Raw genomic sequence first — 14,642 nt, 5'->3', positions numbered from 1 at the left:
TGTGGGGCTCTTTTTTTGTTATACCCTCCCGCGGCCCACGGGTTGAACCCCTGGGCGCCGCTGCGCGTGCACGGTCAGTCGGCGGGGCGGCTGAACCGGATCATGTTGCCGGCCGGGTCGCGGAAGGCGCAGTCGCGCACGCCCCAGTGCTGGTCCATCGGCTCCTGGAGCACCTCGGCCCCGGTGGCGCGGATCCGCTCGAAGGTGGCGTCGCAGTCGTCGGTGCGGAAGATGACGCCGCGCAGCAGGCCCTTGCCCAGCAGCTCGGCGGCGGCCTGCCGGTCGGCGTCGGTGGCCTGCGGGTCCGCCACCGGCGGCTCCAGCACGATCTCCACCCCCGGCTGGGTCGGCGACCCGAGGGTCACCCACCGCATCCCGCCGTAGCCGACGTCCTTGCGCACCTCCAGCCCGAGCGCGTCGCGGTAGAAGGTGAGCGCCTTGTCGTGGTCGTCGACGGCGATGAAGCACTGCGAGAGGTTGATGTCCATGCCGAGAACGCTAGTGATCCAGGTCGAGCGGGGCTTCTTGATTCCTGACCGGTCTGGTGTGCACCTTCACCACGCAGGCGGGGACGGCCGCGTCGCCGCCGTGCTCGCGGGCGCGGTAGGCGCTGGGCGACTCGCCGACCAGCTCGGTGAAGCGTGAACTGAACGACCCCAGCGAGGTACAGCCCACCGCCATGCAGACGTCGGTGACGGACAGGTCGCCGCGCCGCAGCAGGGCCTTGGCCCGCTCGATCCGGCGGGTCATGAGGTAGCTGTACGGGGTCTCGCCGTAGGCGGCCCGGAAAGTGCGGGAGAAGTGCCCCGCCGACATCAGCGCCTCCGCGGCCAGCGCCGGCACGTCCAGCGGCTCGGCATAGTCGCGGTCCATCCGGTCGCGGGCCCGGCGCAGCCGGCGGAGGTCTTCCAGGGGGACGTTGTTCGCGCTGCTCACGCCGTCCACCGTACGGCCCGCCGGGGCGCGGCGGAAGGTGATCGTCCGATCGGCCTCGCGAGCGGGTCGGCGCTGCGGGGCGGGCCGTCTGACGGTGCGTCGGATCCGGTGAACGGTCGCCCGGTGCGCCCCCGGGCGTCGTCAGCCGCCGGGGGTGGGGTCGTTCTCGCCCTCGGTGCAGACGATCCGGATGGTGAGGTCGGCGGGCTTGAAGCGGGGGTGGTCGGTCCGCGCGTCCTCGCCCCCCGGGTCCTCGCCCTTGCGGACGGCGACGATCCAGCCGGTGGCGTCGGCGTTGGGCCGGCTCTCGACGACGTCGGCCGGGATCCGGTCCAGCCGTTCGCCCGCCGCGGGCGTGATGCTGAAACCGCCGCCGTAGACGTTCTCCTCGGACGGGCAGGCCAGTTCGTGCGGCGTGCCGTCGGCGCCGCCCGGAATGACGGCACCGGTGACGGTCTGCGGCTGGACGGCGGCACGCGGGGCCGCCGCGGCGCTGCCGCCCGTGGTGGCCAGGACGGCGACCGCTGCGCTGACAGCCAGGGCGATCCGTGGCGTGCGGGACATGGGGTTCTCCGTTCGTCGGCGGGGGTGTGCGGCCATTGCAGCACGGTGCGGCCCGCCCGCCCCGCCAACACGCTCAGTCATGAGAAGTCGTCAATTTCCGGCAGAACATGGAGTGTCGGTAGACGAACCAATCACTCGGCGTGCTCTACTACCGGCGACCCACTGCCGATGAGAGGGGTTCCATTGCCGCGCAGAGGAACACTGCTGTCGCTGGCGGCCGGCGCCGCCGCACTCGCCATGTCGACGGCGACCGTGCTCTCCGCACCCGCGCCGGCCGCCTCGGCGACCACCGACCCGTCCGCCCTGCGGGGCGGACTGCGGATCACCGACGAGCAGGTGCGGGCCGAGCTGCGGCCGGCGGAGGTGGCCGCGTTCGGCCGGCCCGCCGCGGAGTCGATGGCCCGGGACCGGATCGGCCTGCGGGCGGTGCAGACCGACTACCCGCAGACCACCCGGACCAACCGGCTCAAGATGCTGACCGACACCCAGGCGTCGACCAACGCGGGCTTCGACCCCGCGGTCTTCGGGAAGTTCACCGACTACTTCTCGTCCCCGGACTTCGGTGACCACGTGGCCCTGCTGCCCACCGGCAAGGTGCTGCTCTTCTCCTTCGAGAGCGTGGAGGAGAACCCGCAGAAGGAGCCCGCGCCCACCGACGTGATCGGCCGGCAGAACGCCGGCCGCGCCTACCTCTGGGACCCCGCCCAGGGCACCGGGCCGGCCGCCTTCAAGGCGGTGCCGCCACCGGTGGTCGACATGCCGGACGGCCTGAACGAGCCGCGGCCCGCGCCGGTCTTCTGCGCCGGGCACTCCTACCTGCCCAACGGCATGGTCGGCATCTTCGGCGGCAACCTCGGCGGCAACGGCGGCACCGGCGCCAAGCTCGCGCTGGTCTTCGACCCGTGGACGGAGACCTGGCACCAGGAGCAGGACATGGCGGTCGGCCGCTGGTACCCGACGGTGGTGACCGGGGCCGACGGGCGGCAGACCATCATGTCCGGGCAGTCCGAGCTGGGGTGGCAGAAGCCCACCACCCCGATCGTCGAGCGGTTCCCCGCCGGCGGCACCGACGTCAGCACCGACCCGGCCAAGGCCCCCGTCGCCCAGCCGCTGGACCAGTGGGACGCCGCGGGCGACTTCCGCACCGACTACCCGCAGCTCTTCTCGCTGAACGACGGGAACATCTACGCCTTCGGCCGCGACTACGACGAGCAGTACGCGTTCGATCCGAGCACCCAGGCCCGCACCCGGCTGGAGAACCGCCCGAGCAAGGAACTGCGCAACTACGGCTCGGCCGTCGCCCTGCCCAACGGCACCAGCGGCCCGGACTCGGTGCTGCTGCTCGGCGGCAACCGCGACGACGCCAAGACCTACAAGTTCTCCGGCGGCCACTGGACCGCGGACACCGCCCGGGCCTTCGGCCGGACCCAGGACGACACACTGATCTTCCCGGACGGCAACCTCTTCACCGTCAACGGCAGTTACGACATCCGCGACTACGGCAACGGGCTCTACAACCCGAACGCCGACCTGAAGTACCGGCAGACCGAGCTGCGCGACGCCAACCACCAGTGGCGGCTCGGCCCGGTGCAGCGGCTGCCGCGCGGCTACCACTCCAACGCGGTGATCCTGCCGGACGGCCGGGTCATGGTGACCGGTGACGAGCTGCAGCAGATCGCCAACAACCCGGACATCAAGTCGGGCCTCAACGGCACCGTCGAGATCTACGAGCCGCCGTACCTGCACCAGGGCGCCCGGCCCTCGCTCACCTCGGTCGCGAACCCGGTGGCGGACTACGGATCCGCGCTGCGGGTCGGCTACTCGGGCAAGGTCGCCAAGGCCGTGCTGATGTCGCCGATCACCTCGACCCACTCGATCGACACCGCCCAGCGCCGCCTGGAGCTGCCGATCACCAGCCGGTCCGGCAACAAGCTGGTGCTGCAGATGCCGGCCTCCGGCAAGGACGCCCCGCCCGGCTTCTACATGCTGTTCCTGCTCGACGCCAAGGGCGTGCCCAGCATCGCCAAGTGGGTGCAGCTCAAGCCCGGCTCCTGAGCCGTCCGACCGCTGCCCGGCCCCGCCGCCGGGCGCGACCCGCAACGGGGCCCCGGCCCGCCGGCCGCGGCCCCGTCACGGCGTCCTCGGCCGGGAGGCCGCGCGTCCTCAGCCAAGCGGTCGCGCGTCCTCGGGCCAGTACTGGGCGGCGTGGGCGAGGGCCCGGCCGTCCAGCTCCGCGACCAGGCGTTCGAAGAGGCGGACGGCGGCGGGGCCGCTCCAGTCCGGGGTCAGCACCTGCGGCGGCAGCCCGGGGTCGCGGAACGGCAGCTTGCGCCAGTGGTCGACCACCGAGAGGTAGGTGACGAAGGCGTGCCGGCCGGCGGCGCCGGGGTCGGCCGCCGGGCGGTCGGTGTGCGGCCCGTACTCCTCGATGAACGCGCGGTAGCGCGCGTCGATCCCGGCCAGGTCCCAGCCGGTGCGGACCATGGCCGTGAGCTGCTGGCCCCCGACGTAGTCGCCGGTGAAGACGGCGCACTGCTCGGTCAGGTCCAGTTCGGCGATGGCGCGCCGCGCGGCCGGGAGCATCCGGGCGGGCGCGATCCAGACCGCCGACCCGATGTTGCCGAAGCCGAGCGAGGCCAGGTGCGCGGTGAGCCGGTGGCGCACGGCGCGGGCCGACTCCGGCACCGAGAAGTTCACCAGGCACCAGCCGTCGCCGAGGTCGGCCGGCTGCCGCGCGTGCCAGATCACCTCGTCACCGGCCGCGAGCGCCTCCAGCGCGACCGGCGTCAGGTCGTAGCCGCGCTGGCCCGAGCGGGCCCGGGAGTCCAGCCAACCGCGCTTCTTGAGCCGGAACACCGCCGTCCGGACACTGGCGGCGTCCAGGCCCGACTGGGCCAGCAGCTCCACCGTGCCCGCGATCGGCATCCAGTTGCCCAGCGGGCGGACGACCGCGCCGAGGAAGCTCACCAGCAGGGTGCGGGAACGGCGGGCGGTTGCCGGCGGCCGGGCGCTCTTCGTCTCGCTCATCCTCCCCAGTATCGCCGACGCGGCCGTTCAAGATCGCACCGGCCGGTTCACCCGGGCACCGGGTCCGCTCCCGGTGTCCAGCGCAGGTGCACCTGGCTGCCCGTGCCCGCGCGCAGCAGCTCCAGGCGTGGCGGGACCCGGTCGGTGCGGGAGGTCGGCGGCCTGCGGCGGCCCGCCTCCCACTGGACCGGCCACGGCGCGCCGGTGCCGCGGTACTCCTGCTCGGCCGCTGCCTGCAGGGTCCACTGCGGGTTGTAGAGGTGGGTGCGGCCCAGCGCGCACAGGTCCGCCCGTCCGGCCAGCAGCAGGGAGTTGACGTCGTCGTAGGAGGAGATGGCACCCACCGCGATCACCTTGACGCCGGCCGGCCCGGCCACCCGGTGGCGGATCTTGTCGGCGAACGGGGTCTGGTACGAGCGGCCGTAGGCCGGCTTCTCGTCCTTGGTGACCTGCCCCGAGGAGACGTCGATCGCGGCGGCGCCGTGCTCGATGAAGGCCCGGGCGATCTCCACCGCGTCGTCCTCGGTGTTGCCGTCCGGCACCCAGTCGGTCGCCGAGATGCGGACCGTGACCGGGATCCCGGCGGGGACCACCCCGCGCACCGCGTCGAAGACCTCCAGCGGGAACCGCAGCCGGTTCGCCGGCGATCCGCCGTACGCGTCGGTGCGCCGGTTGGCGACCGGGGAGAGGAAGGACGACAGCAGGTAGCCGTGCGCGGCGTGCACCTCGATCAGGTCGAAGCCGGCCCGCACACCGCGCTCGGCCGCCGCGGCGAAGTCGGCCACCACCTGGTCCAGGTCCGCCCGGGTGGCCTCGCGCGGCAGGTGGCAGCCGGCGCCGTACGGCAGCGCGGACGGGCCGATCACCTCCCAGTTGCCGTCCTCCAGCGGCTGGTCCATGCCCTCCCACATCAGCCTGGTCGACCCCTTGCGGCCGGAGTGGCCCAGCTGCAGGCCGATCCGGCCGGCCGTCCGCTCGTGCACGAAGTCGGTGACCCGGCGCCAGGCCTCGCCCTGCTCGTCGGTCCACAGCCCCGGGCAGCCCGGGGTGATCCGGCCCTCGGGCGAGACGCAGACCATCTCGGTCATCACCAGGCCCGCCCCGCCGAGCGCCTTGGAGCCCAGGTGCACCAGGTGGAAGTCGCCGGGGACCCCGTCCACCGCGGAGTACATGTCCATCGGGGAGACGACCACCCGGTTCGCCAGCCGCAGCGGGCCGATCCGCACCGGTTGGAACATCGCCGGGGCCACCTCGGCGGCCTCCTCGTGCCGGGCGAACTCGCGCTCCAGCAGCGCGGCGAACCCGGCGTCCCGCTCCCGGAGGTTCTCGAAGGTGATCCGGCGCGACCTGGTCAGCAGGTTGAACGCGAACTGGGCCGGGGCCTGCTCCGCGTACATCCCGATGTTCTCGAACCACTCCAGCGAGGCCTGCGCCGCCCGCTGGGTCGACTCGACGACCGGCTTGCGCTCGGCCTGGTAGGCCGCCACCGCCTCGGCCACCGACGGGTGTTCGTGCAGGCAGGCGGCCAGGGCGAGGGCGTCCTCCATGGCCAGCTTGGTGCCCGAGCCGATCGAGAAGTGGGCGGTGTGGGCGGCGTCGCCGAGCAGCACCACGTTGCCGTCGGACCAGCGCTCGTTGCGCACCGTGGTGAAGTTGAGCCACTTCGAGTTGTTGGTGAGCACCTGGTGGCCCTGCAGCTCCGCGGCGAAGAGCTCCCGGATCCGCGCGACGGCGTACTCGTCCGAGGCGCCGGGCGGCAGCTCGCGGTCCGCGGTCCGGTCGAACCCGGCCCGCCGCCAGACGTCCTCGTGCATCTCGACGATGAAGGTCGAGCCGGTAGCGGAGTAGGGGTAGCCGTGGATCTGCATGGTGCCCCACTGCGTCTGCTTGACGAAGAACTGGAACGCCTCGAAGACCAGGTCGGTGCCGAGCCAGATGTACTTGTTGCGCCGCCGGTCCAGCGACGGCGCGAAGACGTCGGCGTACTTCGTCCGGATCGCGGAGTGGAGCCCGTCCGCGGCGAGCACCAGGTCGTGCGAGGCCCGCAGCTCGTCCACGTCGGGCACCGCCGTGCGGTAGTGCACGGTGACGCCGAGGTCGGCGGCCCGCCGCTGCAGGATCCCGAGCAGCTCCTGACGGCTCATCGCCGCGAAGCCCTGGCCGCCCACGGTGAACCGGTGCCCGTTGAAGTCGATGTCGATGTCGGTCCAGCGGGCGAACCGGCTCTCCATCGCGGCGTGAACCACCTCGTCGGCGTTGTCGATGCCGCTGAGCGTCTCGTCGGAGAAGACGACACCGAAGCCGAAGGTGTCGTCCGGCGCGTTCCGCTCCCACACGGTGACGTCGTGCGCCGGGTCCAACTGCTTCATCAGGGAAGCGAAGTAGAGGCCTCCCGGGCCGCCGCCGGCGATCGCGATCCTCATGTCGGTTCCTCCGTGCCGGGGTCCGCCGGGCCGGGCTCCGCCACCAGCCGGCGGAGCTTGAAGTGCTGGAGCTTGCCGCTGGGGTTGCGCGGCAGCGCGTCGATGAACCGCACGTCGCGCGGGTACTTGTACGGGGCGATCAACCGCTTGACGTGGTCCTGGATCTCCCGGGCCTTCGCCGCGTCGGCGACCACTCCGGCGCGGACCACGACGAACGCGCAGACGATCGAGCCCCGGTCGGGATCGGGCGCCGCGACCACCGCCGCCTCGGCCACGTCCGGGTGGGTGACCACCGCGGCCTCCACCTCGGGGCCGGCGATGTTGTAGCCGGAGGAGACGATCATGTCGTCGTCGCGCGCCTGGTACCAGAAGTAGCCGTCCTCGTCGCGCACGAAGGTGTCGCCGGTGACGTTCCACCCGTTCACCACGTAGTTCGCCTGCCGCTCGTCGTCGAGGTAGCGGCAGCCGACCGGGCCGATCACGCCGAGCCGCCCCGCGACACCCGGCGCGGCCTCCTCGCCGTCCGGGCCCAGCACGGTGGCGCGGTAACCGGGGACCGGGCGCCCGGTGGCGCCCGGGCGGATGTCCTCCCCGGTGGCCGAGATGAAGATGTGCAGCATCTCGGTGGCGCCGATCCCGTCGATGACCGAGAGGCCGAGCTCGTCCCGCAGCCGCTGCCAGAGCTGCTGGGGGAGGTGCTCCCCGGCGCTCACCGCCGACCGCAGGCCGGAGAGCCGGTGCAGCTCACCGGACTTGACGATCTGCTGGTACGCCGTCGGGGCGGTGGCCAGCACGGTCACGCCGTGCTCGGCGACCAGCCCGGCCAACTGCACCGGTGTGGTGGCCTCGGTGAGGAAGGCGCAGGCGCCCGCCCGGAGCGTGAAGACCACCAGCATGCCCAGCCCGAAGGTGAAGGCGAGCGGCGCGGTGCAGGCGACCAGGTCGTCGGGGCGCAGCCGCAGCGTGCCCCGGCCGAAGGTGTTGTCGATCGACAGCAGGTCGCGGTGGAAGTGCACGGTGACCTTGGGGACGCCGGTGGTGCCCGAGGTCGGACCGAACAGCGCGACGTCGGTCGCGGCGGTGTCGACCGCGGCGAACCGCCCCGACTTCGCCGCGACCCGCCGGCCCAGGTCGTCGGCGCCGTCGCCGCCGTGCGCCAGCACGGCCAACTCCGGCGCGACCGCGTCCCGGACGGCGACCACCTCGTCGAGGAACCGGTGGTCGACCAGCGCCACGGCCGGCCGGGTCTTCGCCACGATCGGCGCCAGCTCGCGGGCCCGCAGCGCGGCCATGGTGGCGACGGCGATGCCGCCCGCCTTCAGCACGCCCAGCCAGGCGGCCACCGCCCAGGGGTTGTTGGGGGAGCGCAGCAGCACCCGGTTGCCGGGCACCAGGCCCAGGTCCTCGGTGAGCACCTGGGCGACCTGGTCGGCCCGCTGCCGGAGCTCGCCGTAGCTCCACACCTCGCCGTCCGGGGTGCGCAGCGCGGGCCGGTCGGCGCCGAAGGACGCCACCGGACGGTCGATCAGTTCGACCGCGGCGTTGAGGCGTTCCGGGTACTGCAGCAGCGGTGTGGTGAACTCCAGCACCGGCCACTGCCCGGCCGGCGGCAGGTGGTCGCGGGCGAAGGTGTCGGTGTGGCCCGAGGCCGGCGCGGTCACCGCTCGCCCGCCGAGGCCACGCGGATCATGCCTTCCTGGACGACCGTGGCCAGGTGGGTGCCGTCGGGGGCGAAGAAGCGCCCGGAGGCGAGGCCGCGGCCGGCCTCCGCCGCCTCGGCCTGCTGGGCGTAGAGCAGCCACCCGTCCGCCGCGCCCGGCCGCGGCGCCCGGTGGAACCACATCGCGTGGTCGAGACTGGCGGTGACCAGGCCCGGCCGTGCCCAGGGCACGCCCAGCACCCGCAGCACCGGCTCCAGGATCGTGTAGTCGCAGACGTAGGCGAGGGCGGCCGTGGTCAGTTGCGCGTCGGTGAGCCCCTCGACCGGCCGCAGTGCGTCGAACGGCTTGACCCAGACCGCCTGGTGGGGCACCCGGGCCCCGTCGACGGCGAGGTAGACCGGTCCCGGGACGTGGCGCATGTCGAAGCTGCGCCCGGTGGACCAGTAGGCCTTGGAGGCGGGCGTCATCGTCCCGCCGGTCCGGTCCGCGAGGTACTCGGCGGCGGCGGGGAGGTCCTCCGGGCCGGGCAGGTCCGCGCCGCCGGGGAAGTCCGCGTGGTGGCTCGCGCCCGGCTCGCCGGCCGCGAAGTTGGCCAGGCAGACGTAGAGCGGCTTGCCGTTCTGGTAGCCGCGCACCTGCCGGGTCGCGTAGCCGCGGCCGTCGCGCAGCAGTTCGACCTCGTACCGCACCTCCTTGCCGATCTCGGCGGGGCGCATGAAGTACGAGTGCATGGAGTGCAGCGCCTTGCCGTCGTCGACGGACCGCATGGCGGCGGCCGCGGCCTGGGCGACCAGGTCGCCGCCGTAGGCCTTCGGCCACGGGCAGGGCTGGGTGACCGCGGTGAACGCGAGGTCGAAGTGGTCCGGCCGCGCGGGGGTCAGGGTGACGGCGGCGGTGAACGCCGCCGAGGTGGTGTCGGACATCAGGGCCGCTCCAGCCAGTCGCGCAGGTCCGCGTCCGGGACCTGGGGGAGGTTGACCACGATGTTCTCCGGGGTGCGGGTCGTCATCCAGGTCAGCGGGTTGTCGCGGTCGAGGTTGCACTCGATGTGGGGCATGAACGGCGGCACGAAGACCCAGTCGCCCTCCGCCATGTCGAGGTAGTCGGCGAAGTCCGGGCCGAAGTAGATCCGGCCCCGGCCGGACAGCACGTAGCCGCCGGTCTCGGCCTCGCCGTGGTGGTGCGGCACCGAGCGGTAGCCGCCCTCGTTGCGGACCTTGCCGAACCAGAGCCGGGTGGCGGGGGTGTGCTGGATGCTGATCCCCGAGATCCGGGAGGCGCCGGCGGACTGGCCGGTGTCCGCGGGCTCGGTGCCGGCCCGCGTGACGACCGGGACCACCAGGCCGCTCGCCGTGGCGTACATCGCGTTGTCGCCCTCAAGGACGTGGTCACTGGGCGTGGGGTCCATCGAAGCTCCTTGTGCGCATGAGGGTGGGTCAGGAGGGGGCGTCAGCGAGGTCAGTCGGTGAACCGCACGGTGTTGCGCAGCCCGCCGATGCCCGGGATCTCGGTCTCGACCACGTCGCCGTCGGCGAGGAAGCGCTGGGGCTCGCGGGCCACCCCGACGCCGCCGGGCGTGCCGGTCAGCACCAGGTCGCCCGGACGCAGCACGGTGAAGGTGGAGATGTACGCGAGCAGGTCGGCCGGGTCGAAGACCAGGGTCCGGGTGTTGTCGCGCTGGACCTGTTCGCCGTTGACCCGGCAGACCACCTCCAGGCCGCGGGCGGGGTCGACCTCGTCCGGCGTCACGACCACCGGCCCGACCGGGGTGGCGCCGTCCCAGGCCTTGCCCTGGAACCACTCCAGCGTCCGGTACTGCCAGTCGCGCACCGAGATGTCGTTCGCCACGGTGTAGCCGGCGATCCCGGCCAGTGCCGTCGCCCGGTCGGCGCGGCGCAGCGTGGAGCCGACCACGACGGCGAGTTCGGCCTCCCAGTCGACCTGCAGGCCGGCCGGCAGCACCAGGTCGTCGCCGGGGCCGGTGAGGCTGTCGGCGTACTTGGTGAACAGGGTGGGGTGGGTCGGCAGCTCGCGGCCGGTCTCCCGGATGTGCTCGGCGTAGTTGAGACCGCAGCAGATCACCTTGCGGGGTGCGGGCAGCGGGAGCACCGGCACGGCGCCGTCGATCACCTCCCCGGCCCGGGCGGCCGCCGGCAGCGGGGAGCCCGCCGCCAGGAACGCCGACAGGTCGGCGGCCGGCAGGGCCCGCCAGACGTCCCCGTCGAGGACCGCGGCGCTGGTGCCGCCCGGATGGGCGACCGTCGCGAGGTGCATGGCCGTTGCTCCTCCTCCGTGCTCCCCGAACCCGCACGGCCCGGGGATCGCACTGCTTGTAGGCCTGTATGTCCGTAGGCCTGTATTTCATTATTTCTGCGACCGTCACAAGACTGTCAATAGATGCTACGGTGACGGCGCCCAGTTCCCGTCCCGCAGGAGCTCCCCATGGCGCCCGACCTGACACCGGTTCCGGTCAACCCCCCGTCCCTCCCGAGGCCCAGCGGCTACTCGCACGGGACGCTGAGCGGCAACACGCTGCACCTGGGCGGCCAGACGGCCCTCGACCGGCAGATGCGGATCGTGCCCGGCGGCATCGTCGAGCAGTTCCGGCAGGCGTTCGGCAACCTGTTGGCGACCCTGGCCGAAGTGGGCGGCCTGCCCCAGGACTTGGTGAGCATCACGCTCTACCTGACCGACATCCCCGACTACCAGGCGCACGGCAAGGAGATCGGGCAGGTGTGGCGCGAGCTGGCCGGCCCGGTCTACCCCGCGATGGCCGGCATCGGCACCACCGCGCTCTGGCAGCCCGAGGCGATGATCGAGATCCTCGGCGTCGCGGTCGTCCCGGACGAGCGGCTGGTCCGGCCCGCGGCCGACTGACCACACGTCACCACCCCTGCCCACGCTCGCCGTCGGAGGTCGCGATGCCGTCGTCCACCCCGCCGCCCGCGGACCTGCTGCTGCGCGCGCGCCGCATCCACACGCTCGTGCCGGGCGAGCGACCGCAGCGGGCGCTCGCGGTCCGCGGCGACCGGGTGCTCGCGGTCTCGGAGGCGGCCGACGGGCTCGACGGTCTCGCCGGTCCGGCGACCAGGGTGCTCGACCTGCCCGACTCGGCCGTGCTGCCGGCCTTCGACGACACGCACACGCACCTGATCGCGGCCGCCGACAGCGCCCACGACGTGGCCGTGGCCGACGCCCGGTCCGTCCGGGAGCTCGTCGGACTGATCCGCGCCCGGGCCGACCGGACGCCGCCGGGGGAGTGGATCCGCACCGCCGGGCACTGGCAGGAACTCAACCTCGCCGAACGCCGGTTCCCCACCGCGGCGGAGCTCGACGCGGCGACCGACCGGCACCCGGTGCTGGTGCAGCGCGGAGTGCACAACCAGGTTCTCAACGGCTACGCGTTGCGGCTGTGCGGGATCGACGCCGACACCCCCGACCCGGTGGGCGGCCGGATCGGGCGCGACGCGGCCGGCCGCCCCGACGGCCACCTGCTCGACGGCCAGGCGCTGGTCCGGCCGCAGCTGCCCCCGCCCGATCCGGCGACCAAGCTGGCCGGCCTGCGGCTGGCCTCGCGGGCCTACGCGGCCACCGGCATCGGCACCGTGCGCGACGCCAACTGCTCGCCGGCCGATCTGGCCGCGCTCCAGCAGCTCCGCGCGCGCGGTGAACTCGGCTGCCGGGTCCGGGCGCTGATCGGCACGCTCGGCCTCACCGAGGTGGGCCAGGTCGAGCAGCTGCTGGACGGCATGGCGCAGTGGCGCCGCGTCGACGACCCCTGGCTGCGGGTGTGGGGGGTGAAGTTCTGGATGGACGGCGGGATCGAGTCCGGCGCCCTGGAGGCCCCGTACTGCCCGGCGCACTGCCCGACGCCGGGGTACACCGGTCACTTCGCCTGGGACCCGCCGCAGTTGCAGGACGCGGTGGAGCGGGTGGTGCGGCGCGGCTGGCGGGTCGGCATCCACGCCTACGGGGACCGGGGCGTCCGGGCGCTGCTCGACCTGTTCGAGCGGGTGCAGCAACGCGTCCCCGGGCTGCCGCCCGGCGCGCTGGTGATGGAGCACGGCGGCCTGGCGGGCCCGGAACAGCGGTCCCGGGCAGTGCGGTTGGGCATCCCGGTGACCATCCAGCAGCCGCTGCTCCACGACGTCGCCGCGATCCAGGCGGAGTACTGGGGCAGGGACCGGGTGGCCGCCCTCTTCCCCGCCCGCGCCTGGCTGGAGGCGGGCGCGGACATCTCGGCCGGGTCGGACTACCCCGTCGGGGCCTTCGGCGCCGCGCACTCGCTGTACGGCCTGACCACCCGGGCGACGGTCGACGGCGTGCTCGGCCCGGAGCAGGCGATCGACCGGGCGGCGGCGATCCGGCTGCACACCACCGCCGCCGCCCGGCTGACCGGCGAGGGCCGGCTGCGCGGGCAGCTCACACCCGGGCGCCTGGCCGACCTCACCGTCTGGCCCACCGACCCGGCCACCGCCCCCACCCACCTGCTCGACGGCCTACGCCCCAGTCACACCGTGCTCGGCGGCACCTTCGTGCACGGGGGCTGACGGTCCGGGCGGCGAGGGCCCGGGCGGGGGCTCCGGTGACCGGCCGTCAGAGCGGCTTGCGGTAGACCACGACGCGGTGGCGGACGGCGAAGCCGGCCTTCTCGTAGACGCCGGACGCGCCGGCGGCGTTGTCGGCGTCGGTCTCCAGCGCCGCTTCGGTGTACCCGGACCGGCCGGCCGCACCGAGCACGTCGGCGATCAGCGCACCCGCCACGCCCCGTCGGCGCCAGGGCGCGGCGGTGCCGACCTGGCCGAGGTAGAGCGCCCGGGGCGCGTCGGCGTACGGCAGCACGTAGCCGACGATCTCGTCACCGGCGAGTGCCAGCCGGGCCAGCTCGGGCAGGAAGGTCGCCGACCGCACGGTCAGCCCGGCCCAGGACTCGAAGGTGCGCTCCTGGTAGCCCCAGCTGCCGCCGAACGCGGCCCGGTGGGCGGCGTGCAGCGCCCGCTCCCGGTCCGGACCGTACGGGACGATCCGCAGGCCCACGACGGGTGGTGCGGCCGCCGGCGCCGGGACGGGCGCGATCATCTCCAGGAAGAACCGCTCGACGGCGAACCCCAGCCGCTCGTACAGCCGGACCGCGGCCGCATCGCGGACGCCGGTGTCGACCTCGGCCAGCCACGGTGTCCCCGGCGCGGCCCCGGCGTGCAGCTCGGCCGCCCGGTCGAGCTGCCAGGCCAGCAACGCCCGGCCCAGCCCCAGCCCCCGCCGGTCGGGGTGCACCCCGCCCTCCAGGCCGACCCGGAACCCGCCCCCGGGCGGCAGCCGCACCAACCCGACGGCCAGCACCCGCCCCTGCGCGTCGGTGATCACTCGGGTGTCCCGCGACGGGTCGGCGACCTCGGTCCGCACCACGTTCTCGATCGCGGCGGCGGGGAGTTCGAGGTGACCGCCGGCTGCCGCGGACACGGTGTTGAGCAACTCGGCGACGGGCGCCGCGTCTTCGAGGCGGTAGGGGCGTGCGAGGAATTCGTCCATCCCCCCAACCTACGGCGGTGGTGGACGGGTTCGGAGCGGTCCGCCGAGCTCCCGCACCATTCGTGATGGGACCGTAGTCTGATGGTCCGTCAGACCGATGACTGCTCAGGAGGCAACCCGTGACCACCGATCAGATCCCCCCGACCGCCGTCGTCCGCGTCTCCCGCGGCACCTTCGATCCCGCCCGGTACCCGGAGGTCCGGCAGGCCGCCGCGACGACCGGGGCGTACCTGGTTCCGGCCATCAAGGCGCTGCCCGGACTGATCAGCTACTACGCGGGCGCCTCGCCCGAGGGCTCCGTGGTCCACGTCAGCGTGTGGGACACCGAGGAGCACGCGCGGCAGTTGGACCACCTCAAGGAGATGGTCGTGGACGCCCGGCAGGAGGCCGAGAAGGCCGGCATCACCTTCACCCCGATCGTCAACCACGCGATCGACTGGACCATCTGAGCGCGCAGCGGCAGGCAGCACGGCGGCCCGCACCCCGGATGCCGGGGTGCGGG

At 73.6% G+C, this 14,642-nt stretch carries 14 protein-coding genes; 4 read left to right on the top strand and 10 right to left on the bottom strand.

Going from position 1 to position 14,642, the window contains the following annotated elements:
- Positions 1-74: 74 nt before the first annotated feature.
- From ACFW1A_RS28310 to ACFW1A_RS28300, 3 genes are all read right to left on the bottom strand, one after another.
- Positions 75-488: a VOC family protein gene (locus ACFW1A_RS28310; protein WP_380413473.1), complete on the bottom strand. Its 414-nt coding sequence runs from the start codon at positions 486-488 to the stop codon at positions 75-77.
- A gap of 10 nt (positions 489-498) precedes the next feature.
- Positions 499-873, bottom strand: coding sequence for a helix-turn-helix transcriptional regulator (locus ACFW1A_RS28305; RefSeq protein ID WP_380413475.1), 375 nt, complete (start codon positions 871-873; stop codon positions 499-501).
- Positions 874-1,077: 204 nt separating this feature from the next.
- Positions 1,078-1,500 carry a hypothetical protein gene (locus ACFW1A_RS28300; RefSeq protein ID WP_380413471.1) on the bottom strand — a complete coding sequence of 141 codons (423 nt, stop codon included), beginning with the start codon at positions 1,498-1,500 and terminating at the stop codon, positions 1,078-1,080.
- Between the two features lie 183 nt (positions 1,501-1,683).
- Here ACFW1A_RS28300 and ACFW1A_RS28295 point away from each other — a divergent pair, with 183 nt between their 5' ends.
- On the top strand, positions 1,684-3,555 hold the full coding sequence (locus ACFW1A_RS28295; protein WP_380413469.1) for a galactose oxidase-like domain-containing protein: 1,872 nt from the start codon (positions 1,684-1,686) through the stop codon (positions 3,553-3,555).
- Positions 3,556-3,663: 108 nt separating this feature from the next.
- On the opposite strand, the gene ACFW1A_RS28290 is transcribed toward ACFW1A_RS28295, so the two are convergent.
- The 6 genes from ACFW1A_RS28290 to ACFW1A_RS28265 are packed head-to-tail and all read right to left on the bottom strand — an operon-like array spanning position 3,664 to position 10,885.
- Complete coding sequence (locus ACFW1A_RS28290; RefSeq protein WP_380413466.1) at positions 3,664-4,527, bottom strand: PaaX family transcriptional regulator C-terminal domain-containing protein; 864 nt, start codon at positions 4,525-4,527, stop codon at positions 3,664-3,666.
- Positions 4,528-4,574: 47 nt separating this feature from the next.
- Entirely contained in the window at positions 4,575-6,950 is a 2,376-nt protein-coding gene (locus ACFW1A_RS28285; RefSeq protein WP_380413464.1) for a bifunctional salicylyl-CoA 5-hydroxylase/oxidoreductase, read from the bottom strand.
- The gene (locus ACFW1A_RS28280) at positions 6,947-8,611 is read right to left on the bottom strand and encodes an AMP-binding protein (RefSeq protein WP_380413462.1); all 1,665 of its coding nucleotides are present in this window, start codon (positions 8,609-8,611) and stop codon (positions 6,947-6,949) included. Before ACFW1A_RS28280 ends, ACFW1A_RS28285 begins: the two co-directional genes overlap by 4 nt.
- Positions 8,608-9,534, bottom strand: coding sequence for an acyl-CoA thioesterase (locus ACFW1A_RS28275; RefSeq protein WP_380413460.1), 927 nt, complete (start codon positions 9,532-9,534; stop codon positions 8,608-8,610). The genes ACFW1A_RS28280 and ACFW1A_RS28275 overlap by 4 nt, the downstream gene beginning before the upstream one ends.
- Positions 9,534-10,019 carry a cupin domain-containing protein gene (locus tag ACFW1A_RS28270; protein WP_380413458.1) on the bottom strand — a complete coding sequence of 162 codons (486 nt, stop codon included), beginning with the start codon at positions 10,017-10,019 and terminating at the stop codon, positions 9,534-9,536. The genes ACFW1A_RS28275 and ACFW1A_RS28270 overlap by 1 nt, the downstream gene beginning before the upstream one ends.
- 50 nt (positions 10,020-10,069) lie before the next feature.
- Positions 10,070-10,885: a fumarylacetoacetate hydrolase family protein gene (locus ACFW1A_RS28265; RefSeq protein ID WP_380413457.1), complete on the bottom strand. Its 816-nt coding sequence runs from the start codon at positions 10,883-10,885 to the stop codon at positions 10,070-10,072.
- A 168-nt stretch (positions 10,886-11,053) separates the two neighbouring features.
- Here ACFW1A_RS28265 and ACFW1A_RS28260 point away from each other — a divergent pair, with 168 nt between their 5' ends.
- Positions 11,054-11,488 (top strand): RidA family protein, encoded by a 435-nt coding sequence (locus ACFW1A_RS28260; protein ID WP_380413454.1) that lies wholly within the window; start codon positions 11,054-11,056, stop codon positions 11,486-11,488.
- A 44-nt stretch (positions 11,489-11,532) separates the two neighbouring features.
- Positions 11,533-13,161 carry an amidohydrolase gene (locus ACFW1A_RS28255; RefSeq protein WP_380413452.1) on the top strand — a complete coding sequence of 543 codons (1,629 nt, stop codon included), beginning with the start codon at positions 11,533-11,535 and terminating at the stop codon, positions 13,159-13,161.
- A 46-nt stretch (positions 13,162-13,207) separates the two neighbouring features.
- On the opposite strand, the gene ACFW1A_RS28250 is transcribed toward ACFW1A_RS28255, so the two are convergent.
- Positions 13,208-14,140: a GNAT family N-acetyltransferase gene (locus tag ACFW1A_RS28250; protein ID WP_380413450.1), complete on the bottom strand. Its 933-nt coding sequence runs from the start codon at positions 14,138-14,140 to the stop codon at positions 13,208-13,210.
- 119 nt (positions 14,141-14,259) lie between these two features.
- Here ACFW1A_RS28250 and ACFW1A_RS28245 point away from each other — a divergent pair, with 119 nt between their 5' ends.
- On the top strand, positions 14,260-14,589 hold the full coding sequence (locus tag ACFW1A_RS28245; protein WP_380413448.1) for a hypothetical protein: 330 nt from the start codon (positions 14,260-14,262) through the stop codon (positions 14,587-14,589).
- The last annotated feature ends 53 nt before the right edge of the window (positions 14,590-14,642 follow it).

Source organism: Kitasatospora sp. NPDC058965 (assembly GCF_042741245.1).
Taxonomy (GTDB): Bacteria; Actinomycetota; Actinomycetes; order Streptomycetales; family Streptomycetaceae; genus Kitasatospora.
The sequence above is the reverse complement of the archived record's forward strand: the minus strand, read 5'-3'. Positions and strand labels throughout refer to the sequence as shown.